The sequence below is a fragment of the Streptomyces sp. PKU-EA00015 genome, assembly GCF_013387495.1.
Lineage (GTDB): Bacteria > Actinomycetota > Actinomycetes > Streptomycetales > Streptomycetaceae > Streptomyces.
Genome location: NZ_JABZEE010000041.1, coordinates 20,802 through 36,783, shown reverse-complemented (window position 1 = coordinate 36,783; position 15,982 = coordinate 20,802). Strand labels below are relative to the sequence as shown.

13 protein-coding genes are annotated in these 15,982 nt (G+C 69.7%); 11 read left to right on the top strand and 2 right to left on the bottom strand.

All coding sequences use genetic code 11. The features are described 5' to 3' along the window. Positions 1–26 precede the first annotated feature (26 nt). The 9 genes from HW130_RS24405 to HW130_RS24365 all read left to right on the top strand — a co-directional run bounded on the left by HW130_RS24405 (position 27) and on the right by HW130_RS24365 (position 11,362). On the top strand, positions 27–959 hold the full coding sequence (locus HW130_RS24405) for a carbohydrate ABC transporter permease (protein ID WP_177151833.1): 933 nt from the start codon (positions 27–29) through the stop codon (positions 957–959). Positions 960–973: 14 nt separating this feature from the next. Beyond that, positions 974–1,918, top strand: a complete 945-nt coding sequence (locus HW130_RS24400; RefSeq protein ID WP_256356303.1) for a carbohydrate ABC transporter permease — start codon at positions 974–976, stop codon at positions 1,916–1,918. A 247-nt stretch (positions 1,919–2,165) separates the two neighbouring features. Continuing rightward, positions 2,166–3,365 (top strand): ROK family transcriptional regulator, encoded by a 1,200-nt coding sequence (locus HW130_RS24395; protein ID WP_177151832.1) that lies wholly within the window; start codon positions 2,166–2,168, stop codon positions 3,363–3,365. A gap of 169 nt (positions 3,366–3,534) precedes the next feature. Continuing rightward, complete coding sequence (locus HW130_RS24390) at positions 3,535–4,599, top strand: substrate-binding domain-containing protein (protein ID WP_177151841.1); 1,065 nt, start codon at positions 3,535–3,537, stop codon at positions 4,597–4,599. A gap of 210 nt (positions 4,600–4,809) precedes the next feature. Continuing rightward, complete coding sequence (locus HW130_RS24385) at positions 4,810–5,598, top strand: ATP-binding cassette domain-containing protein (protein ID WP_177151831.1); 789 nt, start codon at positions 4,810–4,812, stop codon at positions 5,596–5,598. Further along, positions 5,595–6,884 carry a sugar ABC transporter permease gene (locus HW130_RS24380; RefSeq protein ID WP_177151830.1) on the top strand — a complete coding sequence of 430 codons (1,290 nt, stop codon included), beginning with the start codon at positions 5,595–5,597 and terminating at the stop codon, positions 6,882–6,884. Before HW130_RS24385 ends, HW130_RS24380 begins: the two co-directional genes overlap by 4 nt. A 215-nt stretch (positions 6,885–7,099) precedes the next feature. Beyond that, the gene (dxs, locus tag HW130_RS24375; RefSeq protein ID WP_177151840.1) at positions 7,100–9,007 is read left to right on the top strand and encodes a 1-deoxy-D-xylulose-5-phosphate synthase; all 1,908 of its coding nucleotides are present in this window, start codon (positions 7,100–7,102) and stop codon (positions 9,005–9,007) included. A gap of 149 nt (positions 9,008–9,156) precedes the next feature. Then, the gene (locus HW130_RS24370; RefSeq protein ID WP_177151829.1) at positions 9,157–10,668 is read left to right on the top strand and encodes an amino acid permease; all 1,512 of its coding nucleotides are present in this window, start codon (positions 9,157–9,159) and stop codon (positions 10,666–10,668) included. 199 nt (positions 10,669–10,867) lie between these two features. Then, a complete protein-coding gene (locus HW130_RS24365) occupies positions 10,868–11,362 on the top strand; it encodes a hypothetical protein (protein WP_177151828.1) in 495 nt (164 codons plus the stop codon). A gap of 48 nt (positions 11,363–11,410) precedes the next feature. Here HW130_RS24365 and HW130_RS24360 read toward each other — a convergent pair whose 3' ends face one another. After that, positions 11,411–11,809, bottom strand: a complete 399-nt coding sequence (locus tag HW130_RS24360) for an NTP pyrophosphohydrolase (protein WP_177151827.1) — start codon at positions 11,807–11,809, stop codon at positions 11,411–11,413. 41 nt (positions 11,810–11,850) lie between these two features. Continuing rightward, on the bottom strand, positions 11,851–12,951 hold the full coding sequence (locus HW130_RS24355) for an LCP family protein (protein ID WP_177151826.1): 1,101 nt from the start codon (positions 12,949–12,951) through the stop codon (positions 11,851–11,853). A 199-nt stretch (positions 12,952–13,150) separates the two neighbouring features. Between HW130_RS24355 and galU the strand changes: the two genes are divergently transcribed. Both galU and HW130_RS24345 read left to right on the top strand, forming a co-directional pair. Continuing rightward, positions 13,151–14,071 (top strand): UTP--glucose-1-phosphate uridylyltransferase GalU, encoded by a 921-nt coding sequence (gene galU / locus HW130_RS24350; RefSeq protein ID WP_218183930.1) that lies wholly within the window; start codon positions 13,151–13,153, stop codon positions 14,069–14,071. Between the two features lie 161 nt (positions 14,072–14,232). Then, positions 14,233–15,951, top strand: a complete 1,719-nt coding sequence (locus tag HW130_RS24345) for a PIG-L family deacetylase (protein WP_177151824.1) — start codon at positions 14,233–14,235, stop codon at positions 15,949–15,951. Positions 15,952–15,982: the final 31 nt, after the last annotated feature.

Sequence of the window (15,982 nt, the reverse complement as noted above, 5' to 3'; positions counted from 1 at the left end):
GGCCGGGAAACCAGGGACAGGGTGCCATGCAACAGGGAAAGTACCGGTTCGTCACCGGATTTCTGATCGTTCCGGTCGTGCTGTACGCGGTCTTCATGATCTGGCCGTATCTGCAGACCTTCGGATACTCCTTCACGAACTGGCAGGGCCAGTCGCAGGAGATGAGCTTCGTCGGACTCGACAACTACACCGCGCTGTTCTCCGACGAGGTGTTCCTGAAGGCCCTGTGGCACAACATCCTGCTCCTGATCTTCCTGCCGATCGCGACCATCCTGCTCGCCCTCTTCTTCGCCTTCATGGTGAACGTGGGCGGGCGGGGTGGCTCCGGCGGAATCCGCGGAGTGAAGGGATCGGGCCTCTACAAGATCCTGTTCTTCGTCCCGCACGTGCTCTCGATCGCCATCCTCGCCGTGCTCTGGCGGGCGATCTACCGCGGTGACGTCGCCGGCCTGATCAACGGCATCTTCGTCAAGCTGGGTCTGTCCGACCCCGCGCATCCGATCGAATGGCTCAACGAGCCCGATCTCGTGCTGTGGTGCGTGGCCTTCGTACTGCTGTGGTGGGGCGTCGGCTTCTACCTCGTGCTGTTCTCCGCCGCGATGCAGTCGGTGCCGAAGGAGATCTACGAGGCCGCGCTGCTGGACGGCGCGAGCCGGACGCAGTCCTTCTTCCGGGTCACGCTGCCCCTGCTGTGGGACACGGTGCAGACGGCCTGGGTGTACCTCGCGATCCTCGCCATGGACTGCTTCGCCCTCATCTCCGTCATGACACCGGGCAACAGCTACGGCGGCGGCCCCGACCACAACAGCGAGGTCATGGCGACCTACCTGATGCGTAACTTCCTCTCCTTCGGAAAGAGCGGTTACGCCTGCGCCATGGGCGTCGTCATCCTCGTCCTCACGCTGATCCTGTCCCTCGTCACGCTGCGGGTCAGCCGCCGCGAGCGCATCGAATACTGAGCGGGGAACACGCCATGTCGAACACCCGGTTGATCCCCGGCGTCGAGAAGGACGCCGTGCCCGGCCCGCGCCGATCGCAGAACGGTGTGGACGGCCGCACCGGATCCGTCGGCGGCGACGGCGAGGGCAGGGTCCTCAACGTCTTCTCGCACGGCTTCCTGATCCTGTGGGCCGTGATGATCGTGCTGCCGCTCTTCTGGCTGCTGATCGGCTCCTTCAAGACCGACACGGAGATCGGCGCCAGCGCCTGGTCGTGGCCGTCGAACTGGAACTTCGACGCCTTCGGCCGCGCCTGGGAGAAGGGGATCGGCGACTACTTCGCCAACACCCTGATCGTGCTCGCCTTCTCCATCCCGCTGACGATGCTGCTCGGCGCGATGGCGGCGTACGTGCTCGCCCGCTACGAGTTCCCGGGCAACCGCTTCTTCTACTACTTCTTCGTCGCCGGCGCGATGTTCCCGGTCTACCTGGGCCTGGTGCCGCTGTACTTCCTCGTCGACATGCTCGGCATGCTCAACACGTACCAGGGTCTGATCCTGGTGTACGTCGCCTACTCGCTGCCGTTCACCGTCTTCTTCATGCACGCGTTCTTCCGGACGCTGCCCACGGCCATCCACGAGGCCGCGGTCATCGACGGCGCCTCCCACAGCCGGATCTTCTTCCAGGTCATGGTCCCGATGGCCAAGCCCGGCCTGCTCAGCGTCGGGATCTTCAACGTGCTCGGCCAGTGGAACCAGTACATCCTGCCCATGACCCTGATGCAGCAGCAGAGCGGCTTCGACAAGGACCGTTCGGTGCTCACCCAGGGCCTGGTGCTGCTGAACCAGCAGCAGGGATACGAGGGCGACCTGCCGGTGATCTTCGCGGGCATGACGATCGCCATGCTCCCCGTGATCGTCGTGTACCTGTCCTTCCAGCGGCAGGTCCAGTCCGGTCTCACCGCGGGCACGCTCAAGTAACGAAGACGACTCCGCCGCCTGCCGCGGTACGCGCCCGGGCCCCGTTCGACGCCGCGTCGAACGGGGTCCGGGCGTTGGTGCGCCCTGGTGCCGGGCCCTGCCGCCCTTGCTCAAGGTCTTGACGCGAAAGGCCCCCGAGAGTTGAGCTTAGGGTTCACAAGTTGGAGAGATGTCGGGGTTCCCTCGCGGTTGCCCCGGCCGGGGGCGGTCGTCGTGCCGCCCACCGGGGGCAGGAGTGGATGGGTCAATGGAGACTCCGGGATCGCAGACATCACTGCACCGGGCCAACCTCGAGCGGGTCGTGCGCGCGGTGCGCATGGCCGGCTCGCTCACGCAGGCGGAGATCGCCAGGAGCACCGGCCTCTCCGCGGCCACGGTCTCCAACATCGTCCGCGAGCTCAAGGACGGCGGCACGGTCGAGGTGACGCCCACCTCCGCGGGCGGCAGGCGCGCCCGCAGTGTCTCCCTGAGCGGCGACGCGGGCATCGTGATCGGGGTCGACTTCGGCCACACCCACCTGCGGGTCGCGGTCGGCAACCTCGCCCACCAGGTGCTGGCGGAGGAGGCCGAGCCGCTGGACGTGGACGCCTCGTCGGCCGAGGGCTTCGACCGGGCCGAGGCGCTGGTCAACCGGCTCGTCGAGGCCACCGGCATCGGCCCCGGGAAGATCATCGGCGTCGGTCTCGGCGTACCCGGCCCCATCGACGTGGAGTCCGGCACGCTCGGCTCCTCGGCCATCCTGCCGGGCTGGACCGGCATAAACCCCAGTGACGAGCTCTCCGGGCGCCTGGGCGTCCCGGTCTACGTCGACAACGACGCCAACCTCGGCGCGCTCGGCGAGCTGGTGTGGGGCAGCGGACGCGGGGTCAAGGACCTCGCCTACATCAAGGTGGCCAGCGGTGTGGGCGCCGGGCTGGTCATAGACGGTCAGATCTACCGCGGGCCCGGCGGCACCGCGGGGGAGATCGGGCACATCACGCTGGACGAGTCGGGTCCGGTGTGCCGCTGCGGCAACCGGGGCTGCCTGGAGACCTTCGCGGCCGCCCGGTACGTGCTGCCGCTGCTGCAGCCGAGCCACGGCGACGGGCTGACCATGGAGAAGGTGGTGCGGCTCGCCCGCGAGGGGGATCCCGGCTGCCGGCGCGTGGTGGCCGACGTGGGCCGCCACATCGGCAGCGGCGTGGCGAACCTGTGCAACCTGCTGAACCCGAGCCGGGTGGTGCTGGGCGGCGATCTGGCGGAGGCTGGAGAGTTGGTACTGGGACCCATCCGCGAGTCCGTCTCGCGCTACGCGATCCCCAGCGCGGCGAGGCAGCTCTCGGTGGCGCCGGGAGCGCTCGGCGGACGCGCCGAGGTCCTTGGAGCCCTCGCCCTCGTGCTCAGCGAAATGGGTGATTCGACCCTTCTGGAGAGCGCGATGCCCACCCGGACTCCTGCCTTCACTTAGATAACGGATGGCACCGTTGTCATCTCGTTAAGGATTTACTCCTTGACGCTGGCGGCGGGGCCGAGTTGACTTCCAGCCACCTCGGCCGCAGCGACGCGGCCTCGTCAGGGAGGTTTACATCGTGAACGCACATCTGCGTCGTGCCGCCATCGCTGCCGCTGCCACCGCAATGGCCGTCTCGCTCGCCGCCTGCGGCCAGGCGGGGGAGTCGGGCGACGCCGCCGACGAGACCGGCGCGAAGAAGGGCGACGACCTCACCATCGGACTGCTCCTGCCGGAGAACCAGACCGCGCGCTACGAGAAGTTCGACAAGCCGCTCATCGAGAAGAAGATCAGCGAGCTCACGGGTGGCAAGGCCAAGGTCGTCTACGCCAACGCCAAGCAGGACGCCACGCTGCAGACGCAGCAGGTCGACACCATGATCACGAACAAGGTCGACGCCCTGATCGTGGACGCCGTCGACGCGAAGGCCATCGCCGGCAGCGTCAAGAAGGCCAAGGACGCCGACATCCCGGTCGTCGCCTTCGACCGCCTGGCAGAGGGCCCGATCGACGCCTACACCTCGTTCGACAACGAAGAGGTCGGCCACGTCCAGGGCAAGGCCCTGCTGGAGGCCCTCGGCGACAAGGCCAAGGACGGCCAGATCGTCATGATGAACGGCGCCATCACGGACCCGAACGCCGCGCTGTTCAAGAAGGGCGCCCACGCCGAGCTCGACGGCAAGGTGAACATCGGCAAGGAGTACGACACCAAGGAGTGGAAGCCGGAGAACGCCAACGCCAACATGGAGGCCGCGATCTCGGCCCTCGGCAAGGACAAGATCATCGGCGTCTACTCCGCGAACGACGGCATGGCGGGCGGCATCATCACCGCCCTCAAGGCCGGCGGCTTCTCCAAGCTCCCGCCGGTCACCGGCCAGGACGCCGAGCTCGCCGGTGTGCAGCGGATCGTGGCGGGCGAGCAGTTCATGAGCGTCTACAAGCCGTACGCGCCGGAGGCCGCCGCCGCGGCCGAGATGGCCGTGGCGCTCGCCAAGGGCGAGTCGCTCGACTCGATCGCCAAGGAGAAGGTGGACAGCCCCACCAACCAGGGCATCCCGTCGGTGCTCGTCCCGGTCGTCTCGCTGACCAAGGACAACATCAAGGACACGGTGATCAAGGACGGCGTCTACACCGTCCAGGAGATCTGCACCCCGAAGTTCAAGGCCGCGTGTGACCAGCTCGGCCTGAAGTAAGGCCGCACGCCGGAGCACCGGTCCCCGGCGCTCCGGCCTCTGCCCGGGGACGGTCCCGTCCCCGCAGAAACCTTCCGGTGCCTTCTCCCGCCATTCAGCCCCCGCTGCGGGAGGGGCACCGGTCGGAACACTTCTGCATATCTGCTCTGCTCAGCCTCCGCGCCGCCTACCCCGTGGCGCGGCATCCCCGCCGGTCAGGCGGCGAAGGAGATGGTTCACGTGTCCGCTACGCCCGTGTTGGCGTTGCGCGGGGTCTCCAAGCGGTTCGGTGCCGTCCAGGCGCTCACCGACGTAGAGCTCGAGATCCACGCCGGTGAGGTGGTCGCCCTGGTCGGCGACAACGGCGCCGGAAAGTCCACGCTGGTCAAGACGATCGCCGGCGTGCATCCCATCGATGAAGGCGTCATCGAATGGGAGGGCAGGGGCGTGTCGATCAACCGCCCCCACGACGCCCAGAACCTCGGCATCGCGACGGTCTACCAGGACCTCGCGCTGTGCGACAACATCGACGTCGTCGGCAACCTCTACCTCGGCCGCGAGCTCCGCAAGCGCGGTGTGCTCGACGAGGTCGAGATGGAGCGCCGCGCCCTCGAACTGCTGAAGACGCTGTCGATCCGCATCCCCAGCGTCCGCATCCCGATCGCCTCGCTGTCCGGCGGTCAGCGCCAGACCGTGGCCATCGCGCGGTCGATGCTCGGCGAGCCCAAGCTCGTCATCCTCGACGAGCCCACCGCCGCCCTGGGCGTCGAGCAGACCGCCCAGGTGCTCGACCTCGTGGAGCGGCTGCGGGAGCGCGGCCACGCCGTGATCCTGATCAGCCACAACATGGCCGACGTCAAGGCGGTCGCCGACAAGGTCGCCGTACTCCGGCTCGGCCGGAACAACGGCGTCTTCGAGGTCAAGTCGACCTCGCAGGAAGACATCATCTCCGCCATCACCGGCGCCACGGACAACGCCGTGACCCGCCGTGCGGCGCGCAACGCGGAGGTTCAGAAGTGAGCACCGAGAAGACCTCCACCCACGTCGAGGCGCCCGTCGTCAATCCGGACGCCGCACACGACGCGGTCACCGCGGTCGACCCCCGCCTGCTGGTGCGCGAGCAGGGCCTCAAGGGCTACGTCTCCGAGTTCCGGCGGAAGATGCACGCCGGTGACCTGGGCTCGATCCCGGTCGTCCTGGGCCTGGTGATCATCGCGATCATCTTCCAGAGCCTGAACTCCGCCTTCCTCTCGGCGGAGAACCTGAGCAACATCGCCGTCACCATGGTCGGCACGGGCATGATGGCCGTCGGCATCATCTTCGTCCTGCTGCTCGGCGAGATCGACCTGTCGGTCGGCTCGGTCAGCGGTGTCGCGGGCGCCATCGTCGCCGTCATGAGCGTCAGCCACGGGATGAACGAGTGGCTCGCCGTCCTCGTCGCCCTCGGAGGGGGCGCGGCCATCGGCGCCCTGCACGGCTTCTTCTTCGCCAGGATCGGTGCCCCCGCGTTCGCCGTCACGCTGGCGGGCCTGCTGTTCTGGCTCGGCTTCATGCTCCAGCTCCTCGGCGACGCCGGAACGATCAACCTGGACTCCGAGGGTGTCGTCGGCAAGCTGACCACGTACTACTTCTCGGACATCGCGGCCGCCTACGGCCTCGCCGCCGTGGCCGTAGGCGTGTTCTTCCTGACGTCGTTCTTCGACAACCGCCGCCGGGAAGCCGCGGGCGTTCCGTCCCGGCCGGTGTCCGACATCGTGCTGCGCACGGTGCTCCTCGCGATCGTCGCCTTCGCGGCGGCGGCCATGTTCAACCAGTACAAGGGTCTGCCGCTGGCGCTGGTGCTGTTCCTCGCGGTCCTCGTGATCACGGACTTCGTGCTCCGCCGCACCGCCTACGGCCGCAAGATCTTCGCGCTGGGCGGCAGCGTCGAGGCGTCCCGCCGTGCCGGTATCAACGTCACCGCGGTCCGCGTCTCGGTCTTCGCCCTGGCCGGGTTCTTCGCGGCGGTCGGCGGCCTGTTCTGGGCCTCCAAGATCGCCGCCGCCAACCAGAGCGCCGGCACCGGTGACCTGCTGATGAACGTCATCGCGGCGGCCGTCATCGGCGGCACCAGCCTCTTCGGTGGCCGGGGCCGCACCTGGAACGCCCTGCTCGGCGTCATGGTGATCGTCTCGATCCAGTACGGCCTCGCCCTGGAGGGCATCGCTACACCCGTCGTCTACATGATCACCGGCGGTGTGCTGCTCGCCACGGTCGTGATCGACTCCATCACCCGCAAGACCCAGAAGACCGCTGGTCGCGCCTGATACGGCCCCCAGTGCCCGGCACCGCACGGCGGTGCCGGGCACTGCTGCGTGCGGCCGCGGCGTGACCGACAACGCACGGCCGCGCGTCGTAGATCACGACCGGAACATTAGACTCGGGCAATCGGCAAGGCTCGATCAGCTCGAAGCAAGGAGGCAGAGTGACGCAGCCGCGCGAAGCGCGCCCTACACGGGTGGTGGTGGGCGACGGGTGGGGTCTGCTTTCCCGTATCAAGGGACCGCGCGACCTGGACCGGCTCGGCCCGGAGCAGTTGGAGCAGCTGGCCGCGGAAATCAGGACCTTCCTGGTGGACGCCGTCTCCAAGACCGGCGGCCACCTCGGCCCCAACCTGGGTGTGGTCGAGCTGACGATCGCGCTCCACCGTGTCTTCGAATCCCCCAAGGACAAGGTCCTCTGGGACACGGGTCACCAGAGCTATGTGCACAAGCTGCTGACCGGCCGCCAGGACTTCTCGAGGCTGAAGATGAAGGGCGGCCTGTCCGGTTACCCCTCGCAGGCGGAGTCCGAGCACGACATCATCGAGAACTCGCACGCCTCCACCGTTCTCGGCTGGGCCGACGGACTCGCCAAGGCCAACCAGGTCCTGAAGAAGGACGACCACGTGGTCGCCGTCATCGGCGACGGCGCGCTCACCGGCGGCATGGCCTGGGAGGCGCTGAACAACATCGCCGCGGCCAAGGACCGCCCGCTCGTCATCGTCGTCAACGACAACGAGCGCTCCTACGCCCCCACCATCGGTGGCCTCGCCGACCACCTGGCCACCCTGCGCACCACCGACGGCTACGAGCGCTTCCTCGCCCGCGGCAAGGACATCCTGGAGCGCACCCCGGTCGTCGGCAAGCCGCTCTACGAGACGCTGCACGGCGCCAAGAAGGGCCTGAAGGACTTCATCGCCCCGCAGGGCATGTTCGAGGACCTCGGCCTGAAGTACGTCGGCCCCATCGACGGCCACGACATCGAGGCCCTGGAGTCCGCTCTCGCCCGCGCCAAGCGCTTCGGCGGGCCGGTCATCGTGCACTGCCTCACCGAGAAGGGCCGCGGCTACCAGCCCGCCCTGGCGGACGAGGCCGACCGCTTCCACGCCGTGGGCAAGATCCACCCCGACACCGGCCTGCCCATCTCCAGCTCGGGCCTCGACTGGACCTCGGTCTTCGGCGAGGAGATGGTCAAGCTCGGCAAGGAGCGCGAGGACATCGTGGCCATCACGGCGGCGATGCTGCAGCCGGTCGGCCTCGACAGGTTCGCCAAGGCCTTCCCCGACCGGGTCTACGACGTCGGCATCGCCGAGCAGCACGGCGCCGTGTCCGCGGCGGGCCTCGCCACCGGCGGCCTGCACCCCGTCTTCGCCGTGTACGCGACGTTCCTGAACCGCGCCTTCGACCAGGTCCTCATGGACGTGGCCCTGCACAAGTGCGGCGTCACGTTCGTCCTCGACCGGGCCGGCGTCACCGGCACCGACGGCGCCTCCCACAACGGCATGTGGGACATGTCGATCCTCCAGGTCGTCCCCGGCCTGCGGATCGCCGCGCCCCGCGACGCCGACCAGGTCCGCGCCCAGCTGCGCGAGGCCGTCGAGGTCGACGACGCGCCGACCGTGGTCCGCTTCTCCAAGGGCGCAGTCGGCCCCGCCGTGAAGGCCGTCGGCACCGCCGGGGGCATGGACGTCCTGCGGTACGCGGACAGCGAGCGGCCGGACGTGCTGCTGGTCTCCGTCGGCGCGCTCGCCCCCATGTGCCTGGAGATCGCCGACCTGCTCGACGCGCAGGGCATCTCCACCACGGTCGTCGACCCCCGCTGGGTCAAGCCAGTCGACGAGGCGCTCGCCCCGCTCGCCGAGCGGCACCGCGTCGTGGTCACCGTCGAGGACAACAGCCGCGTGGGTGGTGTCGGCTCCGCGGTGTCCCAGACCCTGCGGGACGCGGGCGTCGACGTACCGCTGCGCGACTTCGGCATCCCGCCGCGCTTCCTCGACCACGCCTCCCGCAAGGAGGTCCTCGCGGAGATCGGGCTGACCGCGCCCGACATCGCCCGCCAGGTCACCGGACTCGTCTCCCGGCTGGACGGCCGGATCGACAGCGAGGCGGTCGAGCCCGCCCGCGACTGAGCTCACCCATCTGCGCACACGTTGGGCCGGACGGAGCACCCCCAGGGGTTTCCGTCCGGCCCTTTCGTGTGAAACGCACTGCGAGGGCGGGCGCGGCCCTGCCCCCTTCTCGATCATGGGTATACGGCCATGGCTACGGAGGTACGCCGGTGAGCACAGAGCAGCAGCGCCCCCAGAGCACCGGGGTGTTCCGCACCAAGACTGTGGAACAGTCCATCCGCGACACCGAGGAGCCCGAGCATGCGCTGAAGAAGAGCCTGTCCGCATGGGACCTCACGATTTTCGGTGTCGGCGTCATCATCGGCACGGGCATCTTCGTCCTCACCGGCATCGCGGCCCGCAACAACGCCGGACCCGCCACCGCACTCTCCTTCGTGGCCGCGGGCATCGTCTGCGCCCTCGCGGCGCTCTGCTACGCCGAGTTCGCGTCCACCGTGCCGGTGGCCGGCTCGGCGTACACCTTCTCCTACGCCTCGATCGGGGAACTGCCCGCCTGGATCATCGGCTGGGACCTGGTCCTCGAATTCGCTCTCGGCACCGCCGTGGTGGCGGTCGGCTGGTCCGGGTACGTGCGCTCCCTCATGGACACCAACCTCGGCTGGGAGATGCCCGTCGCGCTGTCCGGGCCCGACGCAGGAGGAAGCTTCGACCTGCTGGCCTTCCTGCTCGTCCTGGTGCTGACCGCCATCCTGGTCGTCGGGACGAAGCTCTCGGCCCGGATCACCGCGATCGTGGTCGCCGTCAAGGTCACAGTCGTGCTGATGGTCATCGTCGCGGGTCTGTTCTTCATCAAGGCCGACAACTACTCCCCGTTCGTTCCCCCGGCCGAGCCGCAGGCCGCGGGGAGCGGCCTCAAGGCGCCGCTCATCCAGGTGCTCTTCGGCTACGAGCCCACCAACTTCGGCGTCATGGGCATCTTCACCGCGGCCTCCCTCGTCTTCTTCGCCTTCATCGGTTTCGACGTCGTGGCCACCGCCGCCGAGGAGACCAGGAATCCCCAGCGGGACATGCCGCGCGGCATCCTCGGCTCGCTGTTCGTCTGCACGGTGCTCTACGTGGCCGTGACGCTGGTGGTCACCGGTATGCAGTTCTACAGGGAGATGTCGCCGACGGCCCCGCTCGCCGACGCCTTCAAGTCCGTGGACCAGCCCTTCTTCGCGGGTGCGATCAGCCTCGGCGCGGCCGTCGGCCTCATCACCGTCTCCATGATCCTGCTGCTCGGCCAGACCCGGGTGTTCTTCGCGATGAGCCGTGACGGGCTGCTGCCGCGCTTCTTCTCCATCACCCACCCGAAGTACCGCACCCCCTACCGTGCGACCCTCCTGCTCGGTGTGGTGATCGCCGTCATCGCGGGCTTCACCAGCCTGGAGAATCTCGCGGAACTGGTGAACATCGGAACGCTCTTCGCCTTCGTCGTCGTTGCGCTCGGCGTCATCATCCTGCGCCGCACCCGGCCCGATCTGCACCGAGCCTTCCGTACCCCGTGGGTGCCGCTGATCCCGATCCTGTCGATCGCGGCCTCGCTCTGGCTCATGCTCAACCTGCCGACCGAGACCTGGCTCCGGTTCGGCATCTGGATGGCCGTCGGCATCGTCGTGTACTTCATCTACGGACGGTCCCGCAGCCGTCTCGGGCGACTCGGACCCGACGCCAAGTTCTGACGGCTCCCCCGTTCCCGGCCCCGTACGCCTCCGGGTGTGCGGGGCCGGAGCGCGTCCTGGGAGTTGTCTTCGTGTGTGGGGGAGATGCCGCCGGACGGATGAACCGAGCACTCTTGATGCGTTTGAGAATTGACGCTCCATCGCACGATGAGAATTCTTGGGCGCACCCGAAGACCCCGCGTTCATCAGGCGAGGAAGAATGCAATCCATTTCGAAGTGGAGCGTGGTGGCGGCAACGGCGTTGTCGCTCGCGACTCTCGCCGGTTCCGCCTCTGCGTCCCATGAGCCGTACCGCCTGGACTGGGGCATGGACGTCAAGCGCAAGGAAGTCATCAGCCTGACGTCCATGGGCACAGGAACCACGGTGGTCGACAATGGGACACCTGGACGCGGGGTCGGTGATCAGATCATCATCACCGCGAACCTCTTTCGCGGAGGTGTCGGCTATGGCACCGAGGGCGCAGTGTGCACCCGAGTGGCAGCGCAAACCACTCACTGCACAGGCACTTTCAGCCTTCCCCGGGGGCAGGTGACGTGGCAGCACCTGCAGACCACCCCTGCCGGCGCCCCGCCCAGCGACTTCGATCTCGCCATCACCGGCGGCACCGGCGCGTACGCCACTGCCCGTGGCCATGCTCACGTCGCACGCATCTCTGAGTCAGGTGGAGCCCTCACCCTCTATCTCGTGCACTGACCTGGGGTGTTGCCCGGGTCAGTGCAGGGACTTGGCCGTTCGCAGCGGTTACCGAGGCCCGGCGCAGGGGGGATCGGTCCGCCGGCGCACCGAGCGGGGGCCGGCGCAGTCGGCTCCGGCTGCCGCCACGCGTGCCCTCAGGCCGCGGTCGGCCGTGACCACGACGCAGGGCCGGCCGGCGGCTGCCGCCGTGGCCGCAAGTTCGGTGATCAGGTCGTCACCGCTCCCGGAAGCGGACTCGACCCGGACCCCCGGAACCGACGCGACGCCCCGCGCGGCCCCCTCGACGACCAGGACGACCTCGACCGGACCGGCCACGGCCGACTGTCCGCCGGGGGCCGCCAGCGAGTCGCGCAGCCGTTCGGCGGCTCCACGCCGGTCCTGCCACCACCGGTCCGGAACCGAGCCGACGACATTGGCTCCGTCCACGACGAGAAGGGTCTCCATCACCTCAGCCTCGCATGGCCCGCGCCGTGACCCAGAGAGCATCAGCCACCCTGTGCGGGGGACTTCTTGGCCGACTCCGGGATCGCGGTGTCGTTGCGTATCGCCTTCCACAGCTCGGTGGCCTGGGGCTCCGCGGCGACGACGCGGTTCGGGTCCTGGGTGTCGTACCGCACCGGCAGCATGAGCGTCTCCATGGAGGCCGGGTCGACGCCCTTCATGCTGCGGGCGAAGTCGGCCAGCGCGGTGAGCGAGGCCAGCTCGGAGTCGGTCGTCAGCGACTTGGTGGCGGCGTCGGCGATCGTGTACGTCTTGCTCGGGCTGCCCAGCAGGTCCTGCTTCTTGACCTCGCTGAGCAGGGCGACCAGGAACTGCTGCTGCAGCCCGATGCGGCCGAGGTCGCTGCCGTCCCCGACGCCGTGCCGGGTCCGTACGAAGGCCAGCGACTCGGTGCCGTCCAGCCGGTGCGAACCGGCGCCGATGTCGAGGCCGCTCGACGTGTCGCGGATGGGCTCGTCCACCTCGACGGTGACGCCGCCGATCGCGTCGACCAGGTCCTTGAACCCGGCGAAGTCGATCTCCAGGTAGTGGTCCATGCGCACGCCGGACATCTTCTCGACGGTCTTCACGACACAGGCCGGACCGGCCAGTGAGTAGACCGAGTTGAACATCACGCGCTGCCGGGACGGCAGGGTGGAGCCGTCGGACTCGAGGCACTCGGGCCGGGTGACCAGCGTGTCCCGCGGGATGCTGACCGCGACGGCGCTGGACCGGCCCTCCGGTATGTGGATCATGAGCGCCGTGTCGGACCGGGCTCCGCCGGGATTGCCGCCCGCAAGGCCGGAGTTGCTGCCGGCGCGCGAGTCCGAACCCAGAACGAGCAGGTTCCGACCGGTGGTCGGGAGTTTCTGCGGCCGGTCGTCACCGATCGCCTGGTTCAGGTCGACGGCCTTGATGTTTGCGTCGAGGCTGCTGTAGAGCCACCAGGCCGTACCGCCGGCCGCGAGCAGCAGAACGAGCAGGACCAGGCCGATCGTTCTGCGCAGCCGCCGGCCGCGTCCGGCGCGGCGCCGACGCCCTCCGTCCCCGCCTGCGTCGGCGCGCCGGCTCCGGCGCGCACCGGGTGTCGTGACGGTGTCGGTCATGCTCCTCGAGTCCTCTGCTCAAAAGCCCGCCGCGGCGGGGGTGGGGACTCGGGTGGGGGGTGCCGGTCCACGGAATACAGGTGGCTGACCGTGCACTATAGACAGATTTTCGACTCGTCGTGGTCCCGGTTACATTCTTTGCGTTCACCGGATGGACACATCGCCTCCACGGTGTCGCCGCACACCGCACAACTCGTACATGGAGCAGGACATTTTCGTGACTGAAGCACGCCCCGGAGTGGCCAAGGCCGTCATCCCCGCCGCGGGCCTGGGCACCAGGTTCCTGCCCGCCACCAAGGCGACGCCCAAGGAGATGCTGCCCGTCGTCGACAAGCCGGCCATCCAGTACGTGGTCGAGGAGGCCGTGGCCGCCGGGCTCGGTGACGTGCTGCTGGTGACGGGCCGCAACAAGCGGGCGCTGGAGGACCACTTCGACCGAAACTACGAGCTGGAGCACGCGCTCCGCCGCAAGGGCGACGGTGAACGGCTGTCGATGGTCCGTGAGTCGGCGGACCTCGCCACCGTGCACTACGTGCGCCAGGGCGACCCGCGAGGGCTGGGGCACGCGGTCCTCTCGGCCGCCGCCCATGTGGGCGACGAGCCGTTCGCGGTGCTGCTCGGGGACGATCTGATAGACCCCCGCGACCCGCTGCTCGCCCGGATGATCGAGGTCCGCGAGGCGCTGGGCGGCAGTGTCGTCGCGCTCATGGAGGTCGCCCCCGAGCAGATCCACCTCTACGGCTGCGCGGCCGTGGAGGCCACGGCCGACGGCGATGTCGTGCGTGTCACGGGCCTGTTGGAGAAGCCCGCGCCCGGCGAGGCGCCCAGCCGCTACGCCGTCATCGGGCGCTATGTCCTCGACCCCACGGTCTTCGAGGTCCTGCGCCGTACGCCTCCGGGGCGCGGCGGCGAGATCCAGCTGACCGACGCGCTCCAGGAGCTGGCCGTCCGTCCGGAGGTGGGCGGTCCGGTCCATGGGGTGCTCTTCACGGGCCGGCGGTACGACACCGGCGACCGCGGGGACTACCTGCGGGCCATCGTCCGGCTCGCCTGCGAGCACGAGGACCTCGGACCCGGATTCCGGGCGTGGCTGCGGAGCTGGGTCCGCGAGGAGCTCTGAGCCTCCGGGCCTCCGGGCCTCCGGGCCTCCGGGCCTCCGGGCCTCCGGGCCTTGCCGGGGTGTCGGGTACCGCACAGAAATAGTTTCCTGCTCAACGGAAAGGAACGTCCGGATGTGTGTAATGTGATGGTCCTGTGAATAGCGAGTCAGGGAGCGGGTAGGTGGGGCGGGCCACTAGGGAAGAGCGCCGACCGGCGGGCCGGGGGCGGCGCAAGGCCGCACCCCGTCGTACCGTCGCCGGGCACAGCGCCCAAGGGGCCGGCAGGCGGGGCGGTGTCCTCCACGTCGTCGCCCACCCTGCCGACGTGCTGTCCCTCACCGGGGCCGAGGCCGGGCCCGCCCTCGACGAGCCGGGCCGCCCGCTGACCGTGGTCTGCCTCGCGGCCGGTGACGCCGCGGGCCGCGCCGCGCTCCTCGACACGCTTGGCGTCGGCGCGGGCTGGAGCCGCCGTGGAGAACGGCTGCCGGACGGCACGTCCCTGGACATCCACACCCTCTCCCCGGCATCCCGCATCGAGGTCTGCTTCGTCGACGCGGCCGGTCGCCTCGCCCGCGGCGCCGAGCAGGAACGGGCCCGCCTCGCCGCCGCGCTGCTGGAGCGTTTCCCGGCGGCAGTGCTCCGCACCACCGACCCCGACCCCGAACACATCGCCTGGGACGCAGAGGTCGCCACCTACGCCGATCACCCCGAGCACACGGCCGTCGCCGAGGCCGTCCTCGAAGCCGTACGGCTGCGCGCCGACAGGCCGGAGACCGCCGGGCTCGTCGTCGAGTGCTTCCGTGCCGCCGCGCCCTGCGACGAGCCCGGGGCCCCCGGCTCCGTGGTGAACCGGTACCCGGGCCGCCGTGTCTGGCTCACCCGCGGCGCCGACGGGCGGCTCGCCGCCTACGCCGCCGTGGGCGGCGGCATCGTGCGCTGGACCGAGGAGATGCCGGGCGGTCCCGGCTGGACCGAGTGGCGGTCGCCCGACACGCCGTCCCTCCTCCCGGTCCTGGCCGTGGCCCAGAGCCCCGAGGGCTGGGTCCATCTCGTCTCGCTGCGCCGGACGCCGGACCCGGCCGGGGGAGCCCTGGTCGAGGTCATGCACGCGGTGCAGTACCAGAGCGGCCGGCCCGCCGCCCCATGGCGGTCCCTCGGCAATCCCAACGGCAGTCACCCCGTGAAGAGCCGTGAAGTGGGCGTTCCCGCCGTCGTCGTGGACGCCGACGGCTGCCCGCACCTCTTCGCCCGCAACTTCGGACGGGGCGTCAGCTCCCGCTCGCAGGCCAAGGACGGATCCTGGGGCGGCTGGACCGACCGGCAGGGCTCGGGCGTGACCGACGGTCTCGCCGCCGTGCTCGACGACCAGGGCGCACCCGAGGTCTTCGCCCCGTCGGACGAGGGAGTGCTGCGCTGGCACCGCGCCCCCGACGGGGACGGCCTGGTCCGCAGCCCGCATCCACTGCCGCTGCTCCCGGTGCCCGGCTCGCCGCTCGCGGCCCAGCCGACCGGCGGCGGCCGCATCACGGTGTACGGCTCGGACGCCCGTGACGGCGCGCTCTGGGCGCTGCGCACGGACGGCGCCGCGACACGGATAGGGGGCGCCGGGGGAGCGGGCGTCACCCTCGCCCGGGCGGCGATCGACGGATACGACTGCACGGTGCTGCTCCAGCGCGCCCCCGAGGGCGAGACGGCGATCGCCGCGTATCCGACGGAACACGAAGCCTCGGACCTGTGGTGGGAGCGGACGGGCGGACAGGGGGTCCGCGAACCGGCCGCAGCCGTCGACGCGTACGGCCGGCTGGTCGTCGCATCGCTGGACCCGGAGGGCCGCCTGCGGGTGGCGCGCCAGGACACCACGGCGCCAGGTCTGCTGCTCGGCGGGTGGGTGACCGTCTGACACGAGGGGGGTCCCTGGGGAGGGGTTCACG

What these genes read in the sequence shown, in the direction of transcription:
- HW130_RS24405 (WP_177151833.1), top strand. Translation starts at nt 27, where the DNA reads ATGCAACAGGGAAAGTACCGGTTCGTCACCGGATTTCTGATCGTTCCG.
- HW130_RS24400 (WP_256356303.1), top strand. Translation starts at nt 974, where the DNA reads ATGTCGAACACCCGGTTGATCCCCGGCGTCGAGAAGGACGCCGTGCCC.
- HW130_RS24395 (WP_177151832.1), top strand. Translation starts at nt 2,166, where the DNA reads ATGGAGACTCCGGGATCGCAGACATCACTGCACCGGGCCAACCTCGAG.
- HW130_RS24390 (WP_177151841.1), top strand. Translation starts at nt 3,535, where the DNA reads ATGGCCGTCTCGCTCGCCGCCTGCGGCCAGGCGGGGGAGTCGGGCGAC.
- HW130_RS24385 (WP_177151831.1), top strand. Translation starts at nt 4,810, where the DNA reads ATGGTTCACGTGTCCGCTACGCCCGTGTTGGCGTTGCGCGGGGTCTCC.
- HW130_RS24365 (WP_177151828.1), top strand. Translation starts at nt 10,868, where the DNA reads ATGCAATCCATTTCGAAGTGGAGCGTGGTGGCGGCAACGGCGTTGTCG.
- HW130_RS24360 (WP_177151827.1), bottom strand. Translation starts at nt 11,809, where the DNA reads ATGGAGACCCTTCTCGTCGTGGACGGAGCCAATGTCGTCGGCTCGGTT.
- HW130_RS24355 (WP_177151826.1), bottom strand. Translation starts at nt 12,951, where the DNA reads ATGACCGACACCGTCACGACACCCGGTGCGCGCCGGAGCCGGCGCGCC.
- galU (WP_218183930.1), top strand. Translation starts at nt 13,151, where the DNA reads ATGGAGCAGGACATTTTCGTGACTGAAGCACGCCCCGGAGTGGCCAAG.